At 63.0% G+C, this 19,555-nt stretch carries 17 protein-coding genes; 7 read left to right on the plus strand and 10 right to left on the minus strand.

Annotated elements, in window-relative coordinates; translation table 11 throughout:
• Positions 1–28: 28 nt before the first annotated feature.
• The 3 genes from J2W94_RS12165 (at position 29) to J2W94_RS12175 (ending at position 2,477) form a co-directional block, all read left to right on the plus strand.
• On the plus strand, positions 29–529 hold the full coding sequence (locus J2W94_RS12165) for a nuclear transport factor 2 family protein (RefSeq protein ID WP_310093598.1): 501 nt from the start codon (positions 29–31) through the stop codon (positions 527–529).
• Complete coding sequence (locus J2W94_RS12170; RefSeq protein ID WP_310093601.1) at positions 526–2,115, plus strand: serine hydrolase domain-containing protein; 1,590 nt, start codon at positions 526–528, stop codon at positions 2,113–2,115. Before J2W94_RS12165 ends, J2W94_RS12170 begins: the two co-directional genes overlap by 4 nt.
• Positions 2,116–2,186: 71 nt before the next feature.
• Positions 2,187–2,477 (plus strand): hypothetical protein, encoded by a 291-nt coding sequence (locus tag J2W94_RS12175; RefSeq protein ID WP_310093603.1) that lies wholly within the window; start codon positions 2,187–2,189, stop codon positions 2,475–2,477.
• A 130-nt stretch (positions 2,478–2,607) separates the two neighbouring features.
• On the opposite strand, the gene J2W94_RS12180 is transcribed toward J2W94_RS12175, so the two are convergent.
• The 3 genes from J2W94_RS12180 to J2W94_RS12190 form a co-directional block, all read right to left on the minus strand.
• Positions 2,608–3,561: an alpha/beta hydrolase gene (locus J2W94_RS12180; RefSeq protein ID WP_310093605.1), complete on the minus strand. Its 954-nt coding sequence runs from the start codon at positions 3,559–3,561 to the stop codon at positions 2,608–2,610.
• 240 nt (positions 3,562–3,801) lie between these two features.
• Positions 3,802–4,578 (minus strand): glutathione S-transferase family protein, encoded by a 777-nt coding sequence (locus tag J2W94_RS12185; protein WP_310093607.1) that lies wholly within the window; start codon positions 4,576–4,578, stop codon positions 3,802–3,804.
• Positions 4,579–4,703: 125 nt separating this feature from the next.
• Complete coding sequence (locus J2W94_RS12190) at positions 4,704–5,618, minus strand: c-type cytochrome (RefSeq protein ID WP_310093609.1); 915 nt, start codon at positions 5,616–5,618, stop codon at positions 4,704–4,706.
• A gap of 390 nt (positions 5,619–6,008) precedes the next feature.
• On the opposite strand from J2W94_RS12190, the gene J2W94_RS12195 reads away from it, so the two are divergent.
• Both J2W94_RS12195 and J2W94_RS12200 read left to right on the plus strand, forming a co-directional pair.
• On the plus strand, positions 6,009–7,655 hold the full coding sequence (locus J2W94_RS12195; protein WP_310093611.1) for a GAF domain-containing protein: 1,647 nt from the start codon (positions 6,009–6,011) through the stop codon (positions 7,653–7,655).
• 5 nt (positions 7,656–7,660) lie between these two features.
• Positions 7,661–8,290: a response regulator transcription factor gene (locus J2W94_RS12200; RefSeq protein WP_310093748.1), complete on the plus strand. Its 630-nt coding sequence runs from the start codon at positions 7,661–7,663 to the stop codon at positions 8,288–8,290.
• A 32-nt stretch (positions 8,291–8,322) separates the two neighbouring features.
• On the opposite strand, the gene J2W94_RS12205 is transcribed toward J2W94_RS12200, so the two are convergent.
• The 7 genes from J2W94_RS12205 to J2W94_RS12235 all read right to left on the minus strand — a co-directional run bounded on the left by J2W94_RS12205 (position 8,323) and on the right by J2W94_RS12235 (position 14,928).
• Complete coding sequence (locus J2W94_RS12205; protein ID WP_310093613.1) at positions 8,323–9,594, minus strand: DUF418 domain-containing protein; 1,272 nt, start codon at positions 9,592–9,594, stop codon at positions 8,323–8,325.
• The gene (locus tag J2W94_RS12210) at positions 9,591–10,292 is read right to left on the minus strand and encodes a DUF2306 domain-containing protein (protein WP_310093615.1); all 702 of its coding nucleotides are present in this window, start codon (positions 10,290–10,292) and stop codon (positions 9,591–9,593) included. Before J2W94_RS12210 ends, J2W94_RS12205 begins: the two co-directional genes overlap by 4 nt.
• 251 nt (positions 10,293–10,543) lie before the next feature.
• A complete protein-coding gene (locus J2W94_RS12215; protein ID WP_310093618.1) occupies positions 10,544–11,446 on the minus strand; it encodes a 2-dehydro-3-deoxygalactonokinase in 903 nt (300 codons plus the stop codon).
• A complete protein-coding gene (locus J2W94_RS12220) occupies positions 11,443–12,366 on the minus strand; it encodes an SMP-30/gluconolactonase/LRE family protein (protein ID WP_310093620.1) in 924 nt (307 codons plus the stop codon). Before J2W94_RS12220 ends, J2W94_RS12215 begins: the two co-directional genes overlap by 4 nt.
• A 4-nt stretch (positions 12,367–12,370) precedes the next feature.
• Positions 12,371–13,519 (minus strand): galactonate dehydratase, encoded by a 1,149-nt coding sequence (gene dgoD, locus J2W94_RS12225; protein ID WP_310093621.1) that lies wholly within the window; start codon positions 13,517–13,519, stop codon positions 12,371–12,373.
• A complete protein-coding gene (locus J2W94_RS12230; protein ID WP_310093750.1) occupies positions 13,516–14,145 on the minus strand; it encodes a 2-dehydro-3-deoxy-6-phosphogalactonate aldolase in 630 nt (209 codons plus the stop codon). Before J2W94_RS12230 ends, dgoD begins: the two co-directional genes overlap by 4 nt.
• Positions 14,146–14,178: 33 nt before the next feature.
• A complete protein-coding gene (locus J2W94_RS12235) occupies positions 14,179–14,928 on the minus strand; it encodes an SDR family oxidoreductase (protein ID WP_310093623.1) in 750 nt (249 codons plus the stop codon).
• A 315-nt stretch (positions 14,929–15,243) separates the two neighbouring features.
• Here J2W94_RS12235 and J2W94_RS12240 point away from each other — a divergent pair, with 315 nt between their 5' ends.
• Entirely contained in the window at positions 15,244–16,194 is a 951-nt protein-coding gene (locus J2W94_RS12240; protein ID WP_310093626.1) for a LysR substrate-binding domain-containing protein, read from the plus strand.
• A 373-nt stretch (positions 16,195–16,567) separates the two neighbouring features.
• Complete coding sequence (locus J2W94_RS12245) at positions 16,568–19,552, plus strand: TonB-dependent receptor (RefSeq protein WP_310093628.1); 2,985 nt, start codon at positions 16,568–16,570, stop codon at positions 19,550–19,552.
• Positions 19,553–19,555: the final 3 nt, after the last annotated feature.

Below are 19,555 nucleotides of genomic sequence, written 5' to 3' on the forward strand. Positions count from 1 at the left end.
CTCCGGCCTTGCCCATGCCGGAGTTTCGATGAAGTCGTTGTTGCTGCTGTTCGCCTGCCTGCTCTCCTTCCCCGCCTTTGGCCAGAATTCCGCCAAGAATCCGGACACTGCATCCGTCGAAACGATCATTGCGGCCTTCGGCGCCTGCATCGTCGACAAGGATAAGGATCGCTTCGTAAAGCTGTTCCTGCACGAGAATACGGCGTGGCAGAGCGTCACCGGCGACGCCAACCTGCGCATTGTCCGCGAAAAGAAACCGGAGGCGCTCAAGGTCAGGGTCGATCCCAAGAGCGGGCACCTGTCCTTCATCGACAGCATCGTCGCCGACAAGGAAAGGGAAGAGGAAAAGTTCCGCGACATCAAGATCGAGACGGACGGCGACATCGCGTCGGTGTTCTTCGATTACAGCTTCCATGCCGACGGCAAGGAAACCAACCGTGGCAAGGAAGCCTGGCATCTGGTGCGTACCGACGACGGCTGGAAGATCGTGTCGGTGATCTGGTCGGTCAACTGGGCGCCCCAGGTATGAGCCGCGGCGTCCAAGCCCATGGCGGCGGCTATGCCGCCTCTCTCCTGTTGGCAGTTTCGCTGGTATTTCCTGCGGCCCATGCGCAAGCGGACGAGCGTAGCGCCGCAACGCCGCGGGCCGCGCTCGAACACGGATTGCGCCCGAGCGTGCTCAAGCCTGGCCAAGCTTCGCCAGGCTGGTCGCTGCGCGAGCGCATGGCGCACTACCGTGTTCCGGGCGTCGCGATCGGCATCCTCAAACAAGGCGAGGTGGTGTACGCCGAAGGTTTCGGTTTGCGCGAAGCGGACACGCAGGATGCCGTTGATGCGGACACGCTGTTCAACGTTGGCTCGATCAGCAAGGTGGTAACGGCGGCGACGTCGTTGCGGCTGGTGGCCGACGGCAAGCTGGACCTGGATAACGATGTGGGCGCTTACCTGAAGACGTGGCGAATTCCGTCCGCTCCGGGCGTTGCGCATCCGGTCGTGACCCTGCGCATGTTGATGTCGCACACCTCCGGATTGGGCGTGCATGGCTTTCCCGATTTCCTGCCTGGCGAAGCGGTGCCGACGCTCCGCCAATCCCTGGACGGGACCTTCCCCGCCAGGAACGATCCGGTCCGTCTGCAGCGCACTCCCGGCATGGTCGGCGACTATTCCGGAGGCGGCACCACGGTCGAGCAACTGGTGATCGAGGAAGTTTCCGGCGTCCCGCTCGAGAACGTCGCGCGCGCCCAGGTTTTCGCTCCGCTCGGCATGCGCCGCAGCACTTTCGAAAGCCCTCTGTCGGCATCGCGCGGGAATATCGCCAAGGCGCACAACGACGAGGGCGAGCGCGTCGCCCTGCCGCGCGGATGGCAAACCTTCCCGCAGGAAGCGGCCGCCGGCTTGTGGACCAGCGCGAACGAACTGGGTACGTTCGTGGGCGCGCTGATTCGCAGTTATCAAGGCACGCAGCCGTTCCTGCCGCAGGCGCTCGCCACACAGATGATGAGCGAGGTGGCGCCCAGCTGGCACGGCTTGGGGCCGCGTCTGGACGGTGCCGGCAACGCGCGCATCTTCCATCACGGTGGCGCCAACGACAGCTACCACGCCTGGATCGAGGGCTACCTGCAAACCGGCGACGGTTTCGTCATCCTTACCAACGGCGAGAATGGCTGGCAGTTGCACACCGAAATCCGCAACGCCCTTTCCGATGCGTTCGGCCATGGAGTCAACCCGCCGGTGCGCGTCGTCGCCCTGGCGCCGGAGGCGGTCAGGCTAGCCGATTACGCCGGCGTGTATCGCGTCGACAACGCCGTGCCGGTGGATCTTCGCCGGGCATTCACCGATATTTTCCCCGATGTCGAAAGTATCAAGATCAAGGTCGACGAAGGAAAAATGTCCGTCGTCCTGCCCGACGAAACCGGCGGCTTGCTGGCGCTAGCCCCGATGCGCTTCATCGCACCGAGCGTGTTCGGCACCGAGTATTCCTTCCAACGCGATGCCCATGGCGTCGTGCGCGGTGTGACCGTGGCCTACGGCGAGGCGCGCGCTTACTTCAGCCGCCAAGCGCCACCAGCGCAGCCGCACGGACGCGCGGCCGAAAGCGCGGTCGCGATCGAATAACGCATTGGATGGCGGATCGGCCCTAGCCAGCCCACTAATCGAACCGGGCCTTCAGAACAAGGAGAAGCTTCATGTCACTAAGCAGAATCACGCTGGCCGTCGCAATCTCGGCATTGGCAACCGGCTGCGCCGGTATCGCCACCCGCACCAATACCCTGTCCGACGAAAGGATCTTGTCGGAAACTTCCGGCGCGATCGGTTACCAACCTGCGGATGTCACCCTGCTCAGCAGGCGTACGGAAGGCGTCAACACTTACGTCGAGCTGAAGACCAAGGACGGCAAGCAATACTCATGCATCGTCAATGGAGGCAATCTTTTCTCGATGGGAATGACAAATCCCCCTGTCTGCAATAAGAAGTAAGTGCCTAGAAGGACGAACTCCTCGAAGCCAGCCGTATAACAACTGCTGCGGTTCGTCAGTCATCTTGGCGGCATCCTGTCGGGGTGCCGCTTTTTCACTCCGTCGTCTGACCGGCGCTCTTGGGTACGCCTCACCAAGCCAGCGCCGACTCTATGTTCGCCAAAGCGATCTCCCAGCCGCGGCGCCCTGTCGTTACTAGATCGAAATGACCGGCGCCTTCCACATTGACCAGTTCCACCTTGAGATGGCTACGCACGGAGATTGCGTAATCATGGGCGACATAAGGAGGAACCAGCCTGTCGAGCACGCCACTTATCATCACCACGCGCGCATCGCTCGCCCCCAGGACGGAGGGCGAGGTGTCTGCGAAAGCATCAGGGTCCGTGGTCGACGCGGCCACGAGGTTCTCGAGGATTCCCTGTCCGCAGATTTCCGGAATCAACGGCGAAAACGTCTTGAGATTACCTACGCCGGCTAGCGCCACCACCCGCTGAGGGACGAAGGGCTTGGCGACGTGCAGGCGGCTGGTGTCCGAAAGCCTGTCCCTCCCAGCGGCCCAAAGCGCCAAATGACCGCCAGCCGAGTGGCCGACAAGTACCGTATGCGAAAGATCAAGCCGGTATCGAGGCGCCTCTTCGCGTAGAAGATCGATGGCAGTGGCCACGTCCTGGTAGGTACCTGGATATCCGCCGCCGGCTTCGTCGGCTCTGCGATAGCCGATACTCCAAACGGCTATGCCGCGCTTCGCCAAGTCCGCACCCAGATGGCGGAGCTGCTCGCGTCCGGCGGTTTTCGCGCTCCAACATCCACCATGGATCAACACTACTACCGGGAAGGGGCCGTTCTGGTCCGGAACGAAGAGATCGATTGTCTGCGCGGCTTCGGATCCATAGGGGATTTCCACCGTCGGCTTCGGGCGTTCGATCGCCATGAACGCCGGTATGCCGATCGGATCTGTCGATGCCCAGGAGATGGCAATGGCCTCGGAAGTGTGTGCGGAAGCAGAGAACAAGGATGTGGCCATCAGGAGGGAGGCAGCTAATCGAAATCGTAGGCTTGCTGAAGGATGGATTGTTGAAATCATGGAGTTGTCGTGGATGGTATTTCTCTGGCATTCGCTGGAAGTTCTCTCCCGACGGAACCCTGGGGGCTGATGTCTCAGGAAGCGCCGAGGGAAGCGGAGACGGAGTTCCGTCAGGAGAGAGTGAAGCGTCCGCAGCAGGACCACCGCCCGGGGGCCCCATGTGCGGCATTTCGCTTCGATGGTAATTTTCCGTGGTTGCCTGTTGCCGATCCACGGACATTCGGCAGGGACTGCATCCGCTCACCGACAGGGCTGCGCCTCCGGTACAGAAGTACGGCCGGAAACCATTCGCGGCGTTGGCGCCAGCTCCGGCGACAGACCTTCCGCCTCGAGCGCCGCCTGCACGCAGGGATCGGCTTCTATGCGCCGTTTGAATGCGGCCAGGTATTGCAGATCGTCCGCTTCGATGCCGAACAGTACTGCCCAGCGCAACACGACGTAGAGATAGGCGTCGGCCGCGCTACGGAATCCGGTCAACCATTCCCTGCTGCGCAGGTGCGAGTCGACCAGCTCCAGCAAAGGCCTCAAACGCAGGGACGCATTGGATTGCAATACCGAACGGCGGTCGTCTCGGTTCCGATAGAAAGACGGCGAACAGAAGCTCTGGAACACCAGCCGCATGTCGCTGCTCGACAGCATCATCCAGTACAGGGTTTCGGCGCGTTGCTGGCCACTGCCATCGCCGAATAGGCCTGCGTCCGGGAACCTGCCATGCAGGTAGTCGTGGATGGCGATGTCGTCGGTCAGTACCGAAGGTCCATGCTCCAGCGCGGGTACCACGCTGGCAGGATTGATCGCCAGATGGCTGGCCGACCTCAACATTGCCGGTTTGACGGCCAGAGTATCGAAGGGATGGCCGCACCAACGCAAAGCGATGTGGGCAGCTAGCGAGGACGCTCCGGGATAGACGTAGAGCAGGATGCGCTCTGCGTTGCTCTGCGATGTCGCCGGAGGCGGGTATGGGCAAAGCGAAGGACGTGCGACCACAGACGCTGCGTTGGAGCTATGGGTTTTCATGCTGTGATGAGACAGTGGGGGAGTGTGCAGTTTGCGAAATCACAAGCTTGGTCGGCAGCGCGCAAGGAGGGTGATTCGCCGCTAACCGATGGCAGGTGTTCCTAGGTCAGTGAAGATCGTGAAATTCAATCCCGGGACCGGGTCTGGCGCTCCACCGGCGCACGGCTGCGCAGGTAGATCCAGATCGAATGCAGCTCCTGGTCCGACGCTTGTCCGACCGCACGCCACGGCATGTACGCTCCATCGATGCCACTGCCATCGGGGCGCGTTCCCGTGCGCATCGCGGCGATGAAATCGGCTTCGGTCCAGGCACCCAGGCCGCTGGCATGCGCGGTCAGATTGGCCGCCGCCGGCGCGTCCGGACCGCCATGGGACATGGCGCCTCCGCCGAAGTCCGCGCGATGGCAACCGGTGCACAGTTGCGCGGCGTGTTCTCCGTAAGCAAGGGTTCCGAGCGGCGGTGCGTGTGCCACGGCGGGCTTGCCGTGGTCGATGGTTTCGGCGGAAAGAAACCCGTCAAGCTTTCCGCCTACCAGCATTGCGCGCGCCAGCGGCCCCATCGCGCTTTTCGGCAATACGCGTTCCACCTGCGGCATGCCAGCCAGATAAGCCGACAGCGCCTCGATCTCATGCGCGCTAAGGTGGGTGAATTCGGCGGACGGCATCATCAGCAGCGGCCGCGAATGCATGTCCACGCCGTGATGGAGTGCGCGATGGAAGCGTTCGTGGCTCCGGGCTGGACCCAAGGCGATTTTCCCCGGGGTCAAGTTGGTGCCGACGATACGAGCGAACGGCATCTGGTCCAGCAACACCTTGCCGCCGAAATCGTCGCCGTGACAGTCCGCGCAGCCGCGCGATCGCGCCAGCTTCGCGCCTTCGTCCGCCAACGCGGCGCGCGGCGGCGGAAGCGAAACCGAAATCCGGTAGTCGCGCTGCAACCGTTGCTGGCTCAGCGCGAAAACGGCAAGGCACGCTGCAACCGCCAACAGAGCGACTACGATGATCGAGCGTTTCAGGATTCGCTTCAGAGTGGGTGACATGGCCTACCGGTGGATTCAGAACAAACTTGGTTACGGCCCAAACGCAGTGCGCGGGCAGAAACGGCATCGTCGGGGCTTGGTGCCGGCGACGCCACCCTCCTTTTGGCTGTAGGGGGATAGCCAGAAGGCGGCGATCGCAACCGCCTTCGGTAAGTGGCAGCGGCCAAACCGGCTGCCTACGCTTGCCGTATGAATAACGAACCGAAACACCGACCGATGCACGCACTGCCGGAATTTTCCCATCGCGTCGGCCCGGGCATGCTTGGCCAGCAAGTCGTTCCGGGCACTCACTCCGGACAGGTCGCGGCACCCTCCTCAGGCATACGCCCTCCCGGGTGCTGCGGCGTAACATGGCCCGACAACCCGCCTGGGACTTCCGGTGCCCTCGATATGGCAACAGACCAAGGCAAAGCTCGGCGCTCACAACTCGAACTCCTGTCGGAAATAGTCGAGGAGATTTCGGGAGAGCTGGCGTTGGAGCCTTTGCTCGCGCATATCGTCGAACGCGCCTGCAACCTGATAGGCGCCGACGATGGCGTCATCGGTCTGTACGTGCCCGAGCGCGATGTGATCCGCACCGCGGCCAGCCACAGGATTCCCGACGAAGAACTGCTGGAGGAATTGCCCCGTGGCAAGGGACTCACCGGACGTGTACTGGAACTGGGCCAACCGGTGCGCTGCTACTACAGCGATCTTCCCGTGGCGTCGCGCAACGCGCCTGCCGGCATGCATGTGATCGGGATGCCCATTCGTGCGCGGGACAGGCTGATCGGGGTGTTCGGCATCGGCACGCACTATCCGCGAACGCTGGATGCGCACGCGCAGGACCTGCTGGAAATCTTCGCCCGCCACGCTGCCGTCGCCATCGAGAACGCGCGCCGCTATAGCGAGGAAACACGCCGCGCCTCGCGCTTCGCGATGCTGGCGCGAGTCGCCGCCATCGGCGCCGCCGGACCCGACCTGGACACGCTGCTGCAGAATACCGCCGATGCCATCCACGACATGCTGGATTATCCCAACGTGGATATTCCAATTCTGGATCCGGATGATCCAGACACCTTGATCATCCGCATACGCGGAGGCGAGTACAAACGCCTGATCCGGCGGGTGGATCGCCTGCCGGTGTCGTCCGGTATCATGGGCGCGGCGGTGCGCGAACGGCGCGTGCAACTCGTCAACGATGTCGCATCGGACTCCCGCTACGTGCGTCCGCCGGGCGTACAGCCGCCGCTGGCGGAACTGGCCATTCCCATCCTGTACGGAGACGAGGTGCTGGGCGTACTCAATGTCGAGGGGAACTGCGTTTTCGACGAACTGGATTGCTCAAGCCTGGAAATCGTGGCCGAAAACCTGGGCCTGGCCATCGTCAACGCCAGACTCTTCGAGCGGGCGACGGAAGCGGCGGTGCTTGAGGAACGCCAGCGTCTCGCCCGCGACCTACACGATAGCGTCACCCAGATCCTGTCTTCGATGAGCCTGATCACCCAATCGCTGGCGGACGCCTGGCGTCTGGATGCGGCCGAGGGAGAGCGTCGCGTGAAACGACTGGGAGAACTTTCGCGTCTGGCCTTTTCCGAAATGCGCGGGCTGTTGCACGAACTCTCTCCACGTTCATCCGGCAATCGGGCTGCAGGCGCGCCGGTACGACGCCCGACTTTTCCGCACCGGCTCAGACGGATGATCTCGGCCATGGTTCCCGCCACTGTGGAACTGCACCTCAATGTCGGAGATTTCCATCCGCAGGCGCAGGCGCATGAAGATGCGCTGCTGCGCGTCTGCCAGGAAGCGGTCTCCAACGCGGTCCGGCATGCCGCTCCTTCCTGCATACGCATCGAAACTTTTCTCAGCACCTCCGGCATACGCTTGAGCATTACCGACGACGGGCGTGGAATCCAGAAAGCGACCGGCCAGGGAATGGGTATGGCCAATATGCGCGAACGCCTGTCCGAACTGGGTGGCCGCCTACGTATCCTGCCAGGCGAGCCGGGAACCCAGATCCTTGCCTATCTTCCGCGATTCGATCGGAGTACGAAGTGAGCGAAATGATCCGCATCCTGCTGGCCGACGACCACGCGGTAGTGCGCGAAGGGCTGCGCGCTCTGCTCGAACAGCAACCCGACATGCGAGTCGTCGCCGAGGCGAGCGATGGACCCACCGCGCTGCGTATGGTGGTGGGGGAAACGCCCGACGTCATCGTGCTGGATATGAAGATGCCCGGCGCCACCGCGGTGGAAACCATCGAAGCGATCAAGCAGCAGCGCCCGCGGACGCAAGTGCTGGTGTTCACCAGCTATGCGGAAGACAGCCAGGTGCGCGATGCGCTGACCGCTGGCGCGACGGGTTATCTGCTCAAGGATGCCTTGGCCGAAGACCTGATCCGCGCCGTGCGGGAGGTTAACGCGGGACGCGCGTGGCTGCATCCGCAGGCGCAGCGGCAGATGCTGGAATGGATGCGCCGTCCACCCTCGCAGGTGGATAGCCTGACCTCGCGTGAACGTTCGGTGCTCATCCTGCTGGCCGAGGGGCAGAGCAACAAGCAGATCGCACGCAATCTCGGACTTACCGCGGGAACCGTGAAAGGCTATGTGAGCCAGGTGCTGGACAAGCTGGGCGTCGCCGATCGCACGCAGGCGGCGCTGCTGGCCCATAAGGAAGGAATAGCGCCAGAGTAGCAGGCCAAGGCGCGTTTCCGTTCGACATGGACTCATCTGCTGGCGGGTTGCCCGCGCGAATACGTCAGGCGCCGCCACAAGGCTTCCATCGGACCTTGCGGAAAGAAGCTGAGCCAACTGCGGCAGAACATCGCCAGAACCAGGAATACGGCCAATGCGATCAACATGCCGGCGCCATAACTGGTACGGCCGAACAATCCGAAGCCGATGCCGTAGAACAGCGTCACTGCGATCAGGCTCTGGCTCAGATAGTGGCTCAAGGCCATGCGTCCGCTGGCCACCAGCAGGTTGCCGCTGCCGCGCGGTTTTCTCCAGTACAGGGCAAAGGCAGCGGCATAGGTCAGGCTGAGCAAGGGTATGCCGATCGATCCCAGGGTGATCGACAACAAGCCCATAGCGCTGGCCGGCAGCAAGGCGTCGTTGCCGCCGACCGCCGCGAACGCGAGATTCATCGGCAGGCCGATCGCCAGGCCCACAACCAACAAGGCGCGGAACAACGGTTGCAGGGCATCGCGCGCTTGCGGCAATCCGATCCTTCCGGCCCAGGCGCCCAGCAGGAACATGCCGAGGATGCGCAGCAGTTGGAAACGGTAGATACGGCGAATCCAGGCGAAGGCATAGATCTGCGAATTGGATTGGACTATGTCGGTATAGCCGCCATGCGCGTAGTTATCGATGATCGCACGCATAGCGCCGGACGCTTCCGGCTGCGCCACGGGCGCGGCATGGGCCAACAGCGTGTACAGCAGATAGACGCCGTAGAGCCAGATCGGTGCGGTGAGGAAGAAGATCGCCGAAAGCAGCAACGTACGGGCGGAGAATCTGCGGAACCACAACAGTACGAACCCCATCAGCGCGTAGAAATTGAGAATGTCGCCGAACCAGAGCAGGAAGGCATGGATCAGGCCGAAGACCAGCAACCAGCCCAGACGACGGCGGAACACGGCTTCGAATCCACCGCCACGCTCCTCGGCGCGGCGCATCTGCACGGCGAAGCCCAGGCCGAACAGGAAGGAAAAGAGCGAGTAGAACTTGGCTTCCACCAGCGCATGCACGACATACTCCAGCACCTTGTCCGCTCCGCTTCCTGGCAACTGGGCCTTGGTCGCTGGATCCAGGAAGGCGTAGCCGCTGAAGGCGCTGATGTTGATCAACAGGATGCCCAGCAAGGCGAAACCGCGCAATGCATCGAGCCATTCCGCTCGTTCGTTGGCCCGGATAGGGCCTATTGCCGTATCGCTGGTCATGGAGGGGGATAGGTTACGCAGGGGCTGCATGATGGTCATGGTCTTGGGTCGATTCACGTAAGTTGCGGGGAGGGGCGCTTGCTGGCCAGAACCTGCCTGGCCGAAACCAGCAGTTCGCTCAGCAACAGGGGTACGACCCAGCTCATCCAGCCGAAAGTGGTGAACACTTCGGCCACCGTTCCAAGGTCGTAGAGCCCGGGGATTTTTCCCGCAAGCCGGAACGTCACGAAGGCGAAGGTAATGATGTAGTTGCGCCGCATCCAGGCGCGATGAATTTCTATTTCACGCTTGAGGATGGCCAGCAAGGCCATGGCCGCGGTCGCCAGCCAGGCTCCGATCATCACCGCGAACGCATAGGCCGTGGTCCAGCCCAGGGGCGTACTGACGAACAGGCCGGTCGCACCGATGGAAGCGCATAGCAGGCCTGCCAGATAAAGTCGCCCCGTCCAGCGATGCGTCTGCGGGTACGCGTTGCGCAAACGCCGCACGAACTGCAGGGGGCCGAGCAGTACGGCGGTGGTTCCGCCACTCAGATGCAGCCACAGCCAGACGCGCTTGGGCCAGAAATAGCCGTAGGTTTCCGGGCTGAGGTCGAGGTAGCGGCCGACGTTCCGCCATACGTAGTACATCGCCAGCGCCATGACCGAACACCACGCGAACATGGAGAGCCGATAGCGGAGCGTGCCGCTCCTACTATAGGTCGAAGCGATGGAAGGAATACGGGTTGCAGCCGAGGGGAGAGCGTGGGATTGCATGAGAGTCCGACTTTGCGCTTGCACTGATTCGTGCAATCTAGTCGTGTCCCCGCGCTTGTTGCAGCGGAAAAAGTAGGTACGGCGTACTGTCCCGAGTTAGGGTCTTGGACTGCTTCAGGAGGCCTGTCTTGCAGCGACGGTTGGAAAGGAAAAATGTCGTCTACGCCGTGGCCAAATGTTGGCCGTTCGCGGCGAAAATTTACGTTAGTGGCGCCCAGAATTTCCGAATCGCCGCGTCGCCGTGCATTCGACTAAGACGCCAAGATGAGCGCCTTCGACAGGCGATGCATTCCGTGGGCCGCCAGGTTTTCGGAATGCCGCTGTACGCCCACCCCCAAGGCCACCAATGTCCTGGCGTAAGCGTCGATCAAACGCTCGTTGCCGATCAAGTGGACCTGCGCAGGGCGCGGAGTCCGCGAGAACAAACCGGAGGCGCGCACTTCGTGTCCGATCAGCAGGCCCGACAGATACGAAGGAAGCGCAGCCTCGGAGAATTGGCCGAACAGGCCCAGCGTTCGCACGCCGAATAAGTGGTGCAACAGTCCGCTGGCATCGGCGCTGCGGCGCAGGCCTGCATCGAAGGCGTAGGCGTCGAAGCGCGAGTCGTCCTTGCCCATCAGTTTGCCGAGCACGCTATGCCTACGCATGACTGCGTAGGTTTCGCCGGTCATCGCGGTCGCGATCGAGACGATCTTTCCATCGCGCACGGTGATCCACTTGCTATGTGTGCCGGGCAAGCACAGCAAGTGCGTACCCTGGCGCAACAGGTCGAGCAGCGCGCACGCCTGGGTTTCCTCTCCGCGCATGACATCGGGCACTTCGGTGGAATTCCGGTCCGCGACTCCAGGCACGAACCACAGCCGCCGCCTCGGAAACTCGGGGACCTCGACCGGCACCATCGCCGCCGCCAATCCATCGATACCGGTCGGACAATCCTGATAGGGCTGCTCGAACCAACCGTCGCGGCTGCCTATCATTCCGCACAGCATGATGTCCGCGTCGTTCCAGTCCGCGATCAGCGGGGCGAGCGTCGCGGCGAAATTTCCATCGCACGCCTGCACGCCGCGATCGCTGCGCTTCTGTTCGACCACCACGCCGGCGGTGTCCAAACGGTACGCGCGCAGGCTGCTGCTGCCCCAGTCGATCGCGATCATGCGAGTTCGATCCTGCTTTCCGGGAGGCCGAGCGCACGCGGCAGGGCGATCTGCCAGATTCCCCCCGCGCCGGGCATGCGCGCCAACTCTTCGACGCTGTTGTCGACCCGCGCGCTGCTGATATACAGGCGGTCGTAGGCGGCGCCGCCGATGGTGCAGCACGAAGGATTCTTCACCGGCAGCGACATCACCCGGTCCACGCTGCCGTCGTTGCGATAGCGCACGACGCGGCCCGCGCCCCATTGCGCGTTCCACAAATAGCCGTCGGCATCGATGATGGAACCGTCGGGCGATGCGTCGGCGTCGTCCACTGCGGCGAATACGCGCGAAGCCGATATCTCAGCGGAGTCTGCATCGTAATCGCAGCACAGGATCTGCGGTGAGACCGAGTCGCAGTAGTACATTCTGCGGCCGTCGGCATTGAAACAAACCGAGTTGGGGATGGCGGCGGCAGGCAGATTCAGTCGGCGCAGACCGTGCCGACCCGAATACTGGTAGAACGCGCCGATGGGCGCGTTGTCGGCGCGTTCGCTCTTGGTGCCGAACACGAAATTCCCGTTGCGGTCGCTGCGGCCGTCGTTGATGCGGGTTTCGGCGTTGTCGGCTTCCACATCGGCCAGTTTTTCCAGCGCAAGGGTTCCCTCCTGCGCGGCATCGGGATCGGTCAGGTACAGGCCCTTGGCCAGACCCAACAGCAACTGGCCCGTCTGGCACAGCGCCAGCGAACCCAAGCGGTCGGGCAGGGCCCAGTTTTGGGTGACACCCCGATACGGCCGATGCATCCACAAACGCGAGGCATCGATGTCGGTCCAGAACAGCGCAGCGCGTCGTTCGCACCAGAGCACGCTTTCCCCCAACGCACAGCGGCTGTCCACGGCCAGGCTGGGGATGACGCGATCCAGGTCGACGTAGGCATTCACCGCATCACCACTCCGCGACGCTGCCGTCGGCATGGCGCCAGACCGGATTGCGCCAGGCCGGGGGATTGCGGCTGGCCTCGATCAGCCGTTCCTCGTCGATTTCCACGCCAAGGCCGGGCTTGGGCAGTGCGGCGATGTTGCCGTCGATGCACTGGAAGTCTTCCTTGTTGAGCACGTAGTCCAGTAGATCGGCGTCGCCGTTGTAGTGGATGCCGATGCTCTGTTCCTGCAGCACCGCATTGTGCGCGACGAAATCGACCTGCAGGCAGGCGGCGAGGGCCACGGGCCCGAGCGGACAGTGCGGCGCGAAGCCGACGTCGTAGGCCTCGGCCATGGCCGCGATCTTGAAGCATTCGGTGATGCCGCCGGCATGGGAAAGGTCCGGTTGCAGGATCGACAGACCGCCGCCGGCCAGCACCGACTTGAATTCGAAGCGCGAGTACATGCGTTCGCCGGCGGCCAGAGGGATGGAGGTGGCGTCGGCCAGGCGCGGATAGTATTCGGCCTGCTCGGGCAACACCGGCTCCTCCACGAACAGCGGGTTATGCGGCTCCAACTCGCGCAACAGCACGCGCGCCATCGGCACGCTGACACGCCCGTGGAAGTCGATGCCGAAGTCGATGGTATTGCCGAACGCTTCGCGGATCGCGGAGACTTTGGCCACCGCAGCGTCGACATTGCGCGGGCTGTCGATCAGCTTCAGTTCCTCGGTGCCGTTGAACTTGAACGTGTCGAAGCCCAGGGCCTGGTACGACCTGATCTGCTCGATGATGTCGGCTGGCCGGTCGCCGCCGACCCAGCGGTAGGTCTTCATATGGTCGCGCACGCGGCCGCCCAGCAATTCGTACACCGGTACGCCCAGGACTTTGCCCTTGATGTCCCACAACGCCTGGTCGATGCCGGCGATGGCGCTCATCAGAATCGCGCCGCCGCGATAGAACCCGCCCCGGTAAAGCGTTTGCCAAAGATCGTTGATGCGTGAGGGATCCTTGCCGATCAGGTAATCGGACAATTCGTGCACGGCCGCTTCCACGGTCCGCGCCCGGCCTTCGATGACCGGTTCGCCCCAGCCGCTGACGCCCTCGTCGGTTTCGATCTTCAGGAACAACCAGCGCGGTGCGGCATGGTAGGTGCTGAGACGCACTATTTTCATGGCTTGGATTCCAGATAAGCCTGCTTGAAAGCGCGCGCGCTCTGACGCGTGCGCTCGACCGCCTGGCCTGGTTTATAGAGATCGCTGCCGATGCCGGCGCCCGTGCAGCCGGCGGACAGGTAGTCGGCCAGCGTGAGCGGGGTAATGCCACCGACGACGAACAACGGAATGGGAGGCAGCACCGCCCGCAGGGCGCGCACGTGCTGCGTTCCATAGGTGGAAGCGGGGAACAGCTTGAGCATCTGCGCTCCGGCGTCGAGCGCGGCGAAGGCTTCGCTGGGGGTGGCGAAGCCCGCGCATACTTGCAGGCCGCGATCCACGGCGTGGCGGATCACCGCCGGATCGGTGTTGGGAGTGACGATGAAGCTCGCACCCAGCGCCGCCAGCGTATCCACGTTCTGCGTGCGCAGTACCGTGCCTCCGCCGATCCAGACCCGATCGCCGAAATCGCGGGCCGCCGCGCCGATGCTGTTGACCCAGCCCGGCGAATTGAGCGGAATTTCTATGGCGTCGTAACCTTCTTCCACCAACGCTTGCACATGCGCCAGCGCTTCGTCGGCGCGGATGCCGCGCAGGATGGCGATCAGGGGAAGACGGAAAGGGGAGGTCGCGGTCTCGGCGCTCATGTCGCGGTCACTGGCGGTTTTCATTCGCGGCCCTCACTCGTGATACAGCTGCGAGCGGCCGCCATCGATCAGGATGTCGGTAGCGTTGATGAAGCGCGCTTCATCGCTGGCCAGGAATAGCGCGGTATGCGCGACTTCCTCCGGCGTGCCGATGCGCTTGGGCGGCAGCAGTTCGGTCTGGACGCGGCGCGCGGCTTCCGGGTCGGGTTGCGAAGCGAACCAGGCCTCGATGCGCGGCACCAGGATCAGGCCGGGCGAAATGGAATTGACGCGGATTCCGCGTGCGGCGTATTCGATGCCCAGCGAACGGGTCAGGCCGATCAGGCCGTGTTTGGCCACCGGGTAGGGAAACGCGCCAGGGATGATCTTGTGGCCGTGCACGGAGGCGATGTTGACGATGGAGCCGGCGCCTTGTTCCAGCATCGATGGCAACACCGCGCGCGCCATGTTCCAGGCGCCCTTGAGGTTCAGCGACAGGCAGCGCTCCCAATCGGCATCGCTCAGGGACAGCGGTTCGGAAAACACATCGGCGCCGGCATTGTTCACCAATACGTCGATGCGGCCGTGCTGGCCCAGTATCCGGGCCACCGCCACGCCGATCGATTCGGCATCGGTGACGTCCGCGATCAGATGAGCGGGATTGTCTGCGCGCTCCGGCGAAGGGTTGCGATCCAGTCCGAACACATGCGCACCGTGCGCCGCGAACAGGCGCGCGGTGGCCGCGCCGATGCCGCTGGCCGCGCCGGTGACCAGCGCCACTTTACCCAGCAGGCGCGCGCTCATCGCCGCTTCCGCGCAGGTTGGAGCCGCGGCAACGGGAGCACTGGCGTCTTGCCTGGATAGGTTTGCGCCATGGGCCCTCCCGGCTCGCAGCGATGATTCGGTGTCCGCGCCCCCGCCTATTGCCGGCAGTGGCCCCGCGCGACTCGTGCACAACGGTTGTTCTTCTTTTGGTCGTTGCAACGTCCGCAGGGCGGGCGGCAACGCTGAATCAGCGTGGCATAGGGTTGCTCGCGTCAGCTATGTACGACAAATGAAATTTTCGTCATATGCTATTCCCCGCACATATAGCTTACTGAGCGCTCCAGGGAGAGTCCCGTGGTCCAACCCTCAACCAGCTGGTTCAACGCTTCACGGCTCAAGACCCGGCATCTGTTGCTGCTGTTGCACTTGTACGAGCAGCGCTCGGTCCTGCGGGCGGCCGAGGCGGCCAATATGACCCAGCCAGCGGCTTCCAAGCTGCTATCGGAAATGGAAGGCATCCTGGGAGTGCCGCTGTTCGAACGCCATGCGCGCGGAGTGGAGCCCACCTGGTATGGCCAGGTGCTGATCCGTCGAGCGCGTTCGGCCTTATCGGAAATCGGCCGCGCCCACGACGAGATCGCGGCCATGCGCAATGGCCGCATGGGCCAGGCGTCGATCGGTACGGTGGTCAATCCGGGCACCACCCTGGTGCCGCAGGCCATCGCTGCAGTGAAGCGCGACTTTCCCGACATTCTGATACGGGTGGAAATGGACTACAGCCGGCCGTTGGTGGCCAAGCTGCTGGATGGGCAGTTGGACATCGTGATCGGCCGTATCCTGGGACCGGAAGGGGCGGGCGATCTGGAGTTCGAACCGCTGGCCGACGAGCCGCATTCGGTGATCGTAAGGGCCGGGCATCCGTTGACGCAGCGCAGCGGGCTGACCCACGCCGACCTGATCGAATACGGCTGGATCATGCCGCCCGCGGCCAGCGTATTGCGTACGCGCTTGGATTCGATGTTCCTGGAACATGGCTTGGCGCCGCCGCAGAACATCATCGAGACCGCGTCGTTGCCGGTCATCATCCATCTGCTGCGGCATAGCGATCTGCTGACCGCGCTGCCTCCGGAATCGGTGGCCCCGTACCTGCAGACCGCGCAAATGCAGGTCTTGCCGATCGAGCTGGGGGTGCGCATGGAGTTCTTCGGCATCATCCGCCGCCGCGACCAGCAACTATCCCCTGGGGCCGAACGCGTCCTGGAAGCGTTGCGCGCCACCGCGCGCCATTTGTACCCGGCCCTGTAATCGATTCCACCGGCTGAATGCCGGAAGCGGTCGTTTCTGTATTCAAAAACAACATAGCTTCCGCTCAATATTTCATTGGTATGGAATGTTGAGTGCGGCCTATGCTGCCGCGGAAGTCGCAATGTGACATCCGCGTTAGGCGGACGTAACAAACCAGCAGCGCTTGGATACCGGTTGCATCGGTATCGCGACGACCCGAGAGGACAAGGGACAACAAGGCACGGGGAACCGGCAGAGGCCGGGGTCGGACCCGGAAACATCGTCCAGAGACAAATCACCACACAGCCAAGAATCCGAACCCGAGGCGCAAAGAGGCACACGGGTTCGAAAAACCAGCCAATCGTTCGCCAAGGTGTCCTGGGAGGGAACAACCATGTCAACGCCCCAAAGCCGTACCCCGGCAAGCCGAGTAGCAGGCCGTACCAATTTCCGTCGTTTGCAGCATTCGGCCATCGCTTTGAGCATTGCCGCGCTGCTCAGCGCCAACGCCTATGCGCAGGAATCCCAGGCCGCCACGGACGACGCAGAGGCGAAAAAAGAAGCCGTCGATCTGGATGCCGTCGTCGTCACCGGCATCCGTGCCTCCATCTATAGGGCCCAGGACATCAAGCGTGACTCCGACACTTTCGTCGACTCGGTCACTGCGGAGGATATCGGCGCGCTGCCCGACCGCAGTGTCACCGAAACGCTGTCGCGCATCCCCGGCGTGACCATCGACCGCTTCCTGTCGGTGGGCGATCCGGAACACTTCTCGGCCGAAGGCAGCGGCGTGCAGGTCCGCGGAATGACCCAGGTGCGTTCCGAACTCAACGGCCGCGACACCTTCTCCGCGAATGGCGGCCGCACCATCGGCTTCCAGGATGTGCCCTCCGAACTGATGGCCGGCGTCGACGTGTACAAGAACCAGAAGGCCGAGATGATCGAGGGTGGCCTGGGCGGCAGCGTGGACCTGCGCACCTTCAGGCCCTTCGACTTCGAAGGCCAGAGAATCGGCTTCAGTCTCAGCGAGAACTACGGCACCTTCGCCGAACAATGGAAGCCGTCAGCCTCCGCCCTGTACAGCAACCACTGGGAAACCAGTGTTGGCAAAGTCGGTTTCCTGGTCGATGTCGCGCATTCGGAACTGTCCACCCGTACCGACGGCATGTTCGTGCGGCCGTTCTTCGAGACCGCCACCACCGACCTGGATGGCGACGGCACCAACGAGCGGCTCTGGCTGCCGCGCGGCGCCGACTGGCGTACGCTGGATTTCGAACGCGAACGCCAGGGCGTCTACCTCGCTCTGCAGTGGCAACCCAGCGACGATGTCGAGTTGAATGCCACCGTTTTCCAGAGCCGGTACGACGAGCTTTGGAACGAGGACGCCATTTTCGTCGGCAACGATCCCACCGCGGTCGCGCTGGACACCAGCCAGCCTTATGAACTCGACGGCAATGTGTTCCGCTCGGGCCGGCTCGTCCAGCCCGGCAATATCCCCATGGGCACGGACATTCGCGCCTCGAACAGCAAGTCCAAGACCACGGACTTCTCCTTCGGCCTGAAGTGGTCGCTCAGCGACAGCACCCAGCTCACGACCGACTTCCAGTACGTCAAGTCCACCACCCGGAGGCTGGATTCCACGGTGTCCCTCGGCGTCAACGTGCCCTATATCGACGTCAACCTCAACGGCGGCAAGCCGTCCATCGGCATCGACGAAGAGTTCACGGGAAACCCCGCCAATTACTACTGGGGCTTCACCATGGACCATCGGGACGACAACGAGGCCGACCAGTTGGCCTGGCGCGCCGACCTCAGGCACGCGTTCGACAATGGTTTCTTCAAGGCGGTCAAGTTCGGCGTGCGCCTGACCGATCGTGGCGCCACCAGCAGAGATACCGGCTACGACTGGCAGCCGTTGTTCCAGACCTGGATGCAAGGGTGGGCGCTGCCAAGTGGCGCGATGCCGTCGCTGGATCTGAACGGCACGGTCAATTCCAGCCTGGTGCATCAGAATACGTTCGACAATTTCTTCCGCGGCGACGCCAACACGCCGGGTACTTTCTACGCACCGATCCTGGCGACGGCGCTCAACTTTCCGACCAGCTACCAGGACCTCCATGGAGCCGCCGCCCCGTACTACAGCTGCTGCTATGGGCAGATCACGCCGCGGAACCTGCAGGATCCGCAGTGGAGCAACGTGCAGAGCGAGAAGACCACGGGTGGTTACGTGATGCTGGAATTCGGCCTGGACGACGTTCGTCTCGACGGCAACATCGGCGTGCGCGCGGTGCGCACCGAGAATTCCGCCTCCGGGTACCTGGTCTATCCGAACGTCGCCTATGCGCCGTATCTGGGCGCCGGTGAATCGGAGCCGATCACGGCCAGCAATTCCTATACCGACGTGCTGCCCAGCTTGAACGTACGCTGGGAACCGGTCGACAACCTGATAGTGCGCTTCGCCGCCTCCCAGGCCATCGCCCGCCCGGCTTTCAGCGACATGCAGGCCTACCAGGTCCTGAGCGCCAGCACGAGGGATGGCATCGACCCGCCGGACCCGGACGACCCAATCCAGACGCTGCCGATCACCGATCTGAACCTCACCGGCAGTTCCACCGACAACCCCTACCTGGAGCCGATGAAGGCCAACCAGTTCGACCTGTCGCTGGAGTGGTACTTCGATCCGGACAAGGGCGGCATGGCCTGGCTCAACCTGTTCCACAAGGACGTCAAGGATTATTTCCGCAACCAGTCGCGACTGGTGGCCTACCCGGGCGCCGACGGCAACCAATACGAGTACCTGGTCACTCAAACCATCAACACCGGCACGGCGCGCATCCAAGGTGCGGAGATCGGCTGGAACCAGTTCTTCGACTTCCTGCCGGCGCCTTTCGATGGCCTCGGACTCTCGGCCAACTACACCTACATCGACAGCTCGACCAAGATACCGAACGAGGTGGATGCGCAGCCGGTCGACACCGATGGCTCAACGTATGGCGACATGCCGGCCGACGGCCTGTCCAAGAACTCCTACAACGTCGCTCTTTTCTACGAAAAGGGCCCCTGGCAGATCCGTCTGGCTTACAACTGGCGCAGCGAGTACCTGCTGGCGGTCGGGGCCAATGGCTACAATGGCACCAACAACAACCTCGACGGCGATTCCATTGCCTGGAAGCTGCCGGTGTACAGCGACGCCTATGGACAGCTGGACGGCTCGATCTTCTACAGCTTCAACGACAACATCAAGCTCGGCATAGAGATGAACAATCTCAACAACGCCGAACAGCGCACGATCATGGACCAGAACGGAGGCGGCCGCCGCGTCACCTCGTGGTACGTGAACGACACGCGCTACGCCGCGACTCTCCGCGTGACGTTCTAAGCG

Source organism: Pseudoxanthomonas sacheonensis, assembly GCF_031455975.1.
GTDB lineage: Bacteria > Pseudomonadota > Gammaproteobacteria > Xanthomonadales > Xanthomonadaceae > Pseudoxanthomonas_A > Pseudoxanthomonas_A sacheonensis_A.